The 4,599-nt window shown below is 36.0% G+C and carries 5 protein-coding genes; all 5 read left to right on the top strand.

Annotated features, from left to right (window positions below):
• Positions 1 to 463 precede the first annotated feature (463 nt).
• The 5 genes from A3I7_RS13305 to A3I7_RS0111325 all read left to right on the top strand — a co-directional run bounded on the left by A3I7_RS13305 (position 464) and on the right by A3I7_RS0111325 (position 4,311).
• Complete coding sequence (locus tag A3I7_RS13305) at positions 464 to 958, top strand: hypothetical protein (RefSeq protein ID WP_245538862.1); 495 nt, start codon at positions 464 to 466, stop codon at positions 956 to 958.
• Positions 959 to 964: 6 nt separating this feature from the next.
• Entirely contained in the window at positions 965 to 1,885 is a 921-nt protein-coding gene (locus A3I7_RS0111340) for a hypothetical protein (RefSeq protein WP_018376861.1), read from the top strand.
• Positions 1,863 to 2,780, top strand: a complete 918-nt coding sequence (locus A3I7_RS0111335) for a hypothetical protein (protein ID WP_156812772.1) — start codon at positions 1,863 to 1,865, stop codon at positions 2,778 to 2,780. Before A3I7_RS0111340 ends, A3I7_RS0111335 begins: the two co-directional genes overlap by 23 nt.
• Positions 2,755 to 3,675, top strand: a complete 921-nt coding sequence (locus A3I7_RS0111330) for a hypothetical protein (RefSeq protein WP_018376859.1) — start codon at positions 2,755 to 2,757, stop codon at positions 3,673 to 3,675. Before A3I7_RS0111335 ends, A3I7_RS0111330 begins: the two co-directional genes overlap by 26 nt.
• A gap of 99 nt (positions 3,676 to 3,774) precedes the next feature.
• A complete protein-coding gene (locus tag A3I7_RS0111325; RefSeq protein WP_018376858.1) occupies positions 3,775 to 4,311 on the top strand; it encodes a hypothetical protein in 537 nt (178 codons plus the stop codon).
• Positions 4,312 to 4,599: the final 288 nt, after the last annotated feature.

Genomic DNA, 4,599 nt, shown 5'->3' with positions numbered 1-4,599 from the left:
AAGAAATATCCAACTAAGGTGCCTGAATATGTTAGTGAGTATTTGAAAGGGCAAAAGCCAAATAAGAAAACTACCAAGACGGCAACTACTTCTATAAATTATTACGAAGAGTTTAAAAAGNTGATGGATAGTGATACAGCTAAACGTCTTGGACAACTTTTTGGACTACTACCTTCAAAATTCACTGAAAGCGTCTTAGCATCTGATGGTCTCTGGGAAATTTTAGCTAGTGTAGAAAAAAGTGGTGTTAAAGGTAGCAAAGCAGTTGATGCCATATTAGAAGGTTTGTCTAAGTACGAAGGTTTACGTAAATCGGGTGCTTTATGGAGCATTTTAAGCAAGGTAGAAAAAAGCGGTGTTAAAGGCAGCAAAGCGGTTGATGCTATACTAGAAGGTCTCTCTAAAGCACATAAAGGTCTAAGATTTCTTAGCCTCTCCGGTTAAAGAGGGAACCAAATGGGGTTTGGAAAAGGTCTCTGGTTTCAAATCTTTAGAAAAGGCTGTCAAAACCGGTAAGAATTTGGTAGGTGATGCCAAGTTTTTAGGAAAAGGCATTAAATTCTTAGGAAAAGTCGGGACAGTAGCAACCTTTGCGGAGCTTGGCTTTGAAGGCATCTCTGGCGGTATTGAGGAATACTCTAAATCGAAAGATATTGGCAAAGCAGTCGGTAAAGGTGCACTCAGCGCTGTATCAAGTGTTGGGCCATTGGAAGGTGCGACTATTGGAGCTACAATAGGTAGTGCTGTTCCTGTAGTTGGAACAACTGCAGGTGCAGTAGTAGGGGGAATTGTTGGAGGAGCTATCCAAATTACTAAATGGATAGAACCCGATTTCTTTGATGATCCGGTAAAAGGAACAAAAAATATTGTTAATAAAGCTGGTAAAGCCATAAAAGGAGCGACCGATGCAGTCTCTGATGCTATTGGTGGATTCGGTAAGGCGCTAGGGTTTGGGTGATAGTTTATGAAGAAAAAATCTATTTTTAAAGCCAGTTTTGAAGAGAGCTTAAATCTAGAAGATGATGGTTTTTTGCAGTTTCAGAAAAAGGATGTTTTCTCTAAGTTAGAGAAATATTATAAAGCAGGTAGACCAACTATAAGAATCAGAATACAAAACATAATTTTAACTCTTGTTGGACCTATTTTTATAAACTTTATGTTTCTGGTTTTTTCACTATCTTTACACGAGTCCAATCCTAAAGATTTGACAATTCCCATATCCCGATTTACTTTATTAACAACAGAGGTGTATTTGATTTGCCTCTCACTTTGGATATTTCTGATAATACTTGGTAAAATTTTTAGAAAGGGATACATACTACCCTATCGCAATCATTTTCATGTTATTACGTTTATAATTTGGTTTAGTTTAGAGCTTAATTTATTAGCAATTGATGTTTCATTACCAACATTATCCATTTGGGGAATTGTTGCTATCTTTGGCTTGATGTTAATCTTATCCTATGTCATGTTTACCGGCAGAGTTAGACGCCTCAAAACTCTTCTGTATGGAACGGATGTTTCCCCTAGCTTAAGCGATAAAATAGCCAGTAAGCTAGCTGTTTATGGAATGGGGATTTTAGGCTTTGGTGTTATTATCAACTTTATTTTAAAAAGTTTTTCTATAAAATTTTCAACCTCAATGGAAGGTTTAGGTCTTCTTCTGACTTGGATCGTTCTGAATGGAGCTATCATTGCTATGCTTGTATTTCTGGAATTACCTTGTTATCTTCAAGCCTACTACAAATGGAAATATCCCGAAGAATACCGCGAATGGGAAGGGAAAACACTTGAAGAATGGTACGGTAAAAGATATTTGAAAAAGCATCCAGAATTACTAGAAAAGGAAGATTACAATCATGATCACAAAGAAGGCACTATTTAACGCCAGTTTTGAAGAGAGTTTAAATCTAGAAGATGATGGTTTCCTGCAATATTATCAAAAAGAACAGGATAAAAAAATAATAAAGCTTCCTAAAAAAGGGTATTCTTCTTCAAAAATTAAATTCACTAGTTTAGTATTGACTCTCCTTTTTCCTATTGGTCTTAATTTTATGTTGATACCAATTCTTATGGTTTTACGGGATGACGCTGAAAATCTAACGTTACCGATATCCAAACATGAATTATTAACAGTCGAAGTTTACCTTATTTGCCTCTTGATATGGCTAATACTGGTGCTCATTGGGAAAATGATAAAACGGGAGTACCTCTTTCCGTATCGCTTCCATTTTCATACTGTAACTTATTTGCTTTGGCTTGTTCTAGAATTTGATTTAGCTGGAATTGAAATTACGTTGCCAACATTGACAGTATGGGGAATTTTGACATTTATAATAGTAATTTTATTCTTGGGATATTGGATGTTTAGAGTTAAATATCGTAGTATAATAGAACGTTTGTATGCAGAAAAGATAGAAGTTACGAAGCAAGATAAATTTGCTAAAATATTATCAGTTTATGGTATGGGAATTTTAGGATTACTGATATTTATTAAACAATTTTCTCTGATTTTTATAGGTGGAGTTTCTGACTCGCTAAAAGGTTTCGGATTGCTATTGACTTGGTTTGTTCTAAACGTTGGTTTAGTTGGATTATTCATTTTCATGGAATTCCCGTATTATTTGAACGCTTACTACAAATGGAAGTACCCCGAGGAATACCGCGAATGGGAAGGAAAATCCCTTGAGGACTGGTATGGAAAAAGGTATTTGAAAAAACATCCAGAATTACTAGAAAAGGGAGATTACAATCATGATCACAAAGAAGACACTATTTAACGCTAGTTTTGAGGAAAGCTTGAACTTAGAAGATGATGGTTTTTTGCAGTTTCAGAAAAAGGATTATTACAATAAACTTGGAAAAGCTTTTAAGAAGGGAAAGCCTTCTTTCTGGTTTATCATTCAAAGCTCAATTCTCACACTCCTTTTTCCTATTGCCATGAATTTTATGCTTTATGTTTTGTCAATATCCTTACATGATAATCCAGAAGAATTGGCACGACCTGTGTCTCAATATCCTGTGCTGACCGTTGAAGTTTACCTAATTGGCCTCTTAATATGGCTAACACTGGTATTGATTGGGAAATTCTTTAGACGAACCTACATCTTAGCTTACCGCTACCGTTTTCATGTGATGACATTTTTAATTTGGTTTATTTTAGAATTTGATTTATTAGCAATTGATGTTTCATTACCAACATTATCCATTTGGGGAATTGGTGCTATCTTTGGTTTGCTGTTAATCCTAGCCTATGTCATGTTTACCGGCAGGGTCAGACGTCTCAAAACTCTTCTGTATGGAACGGATGTTTCCTCTAGCTTAAGTGACAAAATTGCCAGTAAGATAGCCGTTTATGGGATGGGGATTCTCGGTTTGGGTGTTATAATCCGAATTCTCTTATCCACCTTTTCTATAAAGCTGTCAGATTCCCTGACAGGTCTAGGGCTTTTTCTGGCTTGGATTATTCTGAATATAGCCCTTATTGCCATGCTTATTTATATGGAATTTCCTTTTTTCATTCAGGCTTATTATAAATGGAAGTACCCCGAGGAATATCGCGAATGGGAAGGGAAATCCCTTGAAGACTGGTATGGTAAAAGGTATTTGAAAAAACATCCAGAATTACTAGAAAGGGAAGATTACAATCATAATCGCAAAGAAGACACTATTTAACGCCAGTTTTGAAGAGAGTCTAAATTTAGAGGATGACACAGCCTCAAGTGGGTTTATAACTAGAAATCTAAAAGAGACACGAAAGAAGGAGAAATATTAATGAAGAAGAAATTTGAAGAGATGAGCTTTGATGAACTCAAGTTGTATCGCCGCGAGGGACTTTGGAGAAGTTTAGGCATTTTACTAGTAGTCATCGCTGTCATAGTTGGTATGATTATCATGATTACTAATCACTCCTCTCAATCCAGTATCTACCGTTTTAGAACATTAGGGCTCATCGTTATTATAGGTTTATTGGGGTATTTACGTACAATTGCTAATGCTAATAGGGTGATGAGAGAACATCCAGACTGGATAAGAAACTCAGGATTTAGCGCTAAAATCCCTCTTCTAAGAGAGTGGCATGTAAAACGGTCAATAGTCATCGGAGGAGCTCTTTTAAGTGTTATAATAGGTTTCATAACACTCTACCAACCTACTGTTGTTAGAGAGAGAAATGTTCCAGATACCCCAACATCAACTAGCATCGTGAACCAGAATAATAGTACTTATGATTCAGGCATGCAGTCTATTAGTGATAGCGCTACTGAGGTAGAAGTTGATAGTAGCTCAGTGACAGAAGGGGGACAGGAATGACGAAGTCAAAAGCTCGTGATGCTCAACTAAAGGCGAGAATTACCAGGAATAAAGCTAAAAGAGATAGGGAACTATATACCAATTTACACTAACTACAAGATATAGAAAAATGCGACTTTAGTACAAGTCGCATTTTAATTTTATAAATTATTCCCCTACGGTAGAGTTTTTATGTATTTTTCCATAAATCCTAAATTCTCAAAGTAAGTTCTAGTCTAACACCAAAACTGGAAATTAGACTGAGACAAAAAAATAAGGTAGAACTTACTATGGGACAAGTTGGTAACT

The organism is Streptococcus orisratti DSM 15617 (genome assembly GCF_000380105.1).
Taxonomy (GTDB): domain Bacteria; phylum Bacillota; class Bacilli; order Lactobacillales; family Streptococcaceae; genus Streptococcus; species Streptococcus orisratti.
This window is presented reverse-complemented; position numbering and strand designations above follow the sequence as displayed.

What these genes read in the sequence shown, in the direction of transcription:
- A3I7_RS0111340 (WP_018376861.1), top strand. Translation starts at nt 965, where the DNA reads ATGAAGAAAAAATCTATTTTTAAAGCCAGTTTTGAAGAGAGCTTAAAT.
- A3I7_RS0111330 (WP_018376859.1), top strand. Translation starts at nt 2,755, where the DNA reads ATGATCACAAAGAAGACACTATTTAACGCTAGTTTTGAGGAAAGCTTG.
- A3I7_RS0111325 (WP_018376858.1), top strand. Translation starts at nt 3,775, where the DNA reads ATGAAGAAGAAATTTGAAGAGATGAGCTTTGATGAACTCAAGTTGTAT.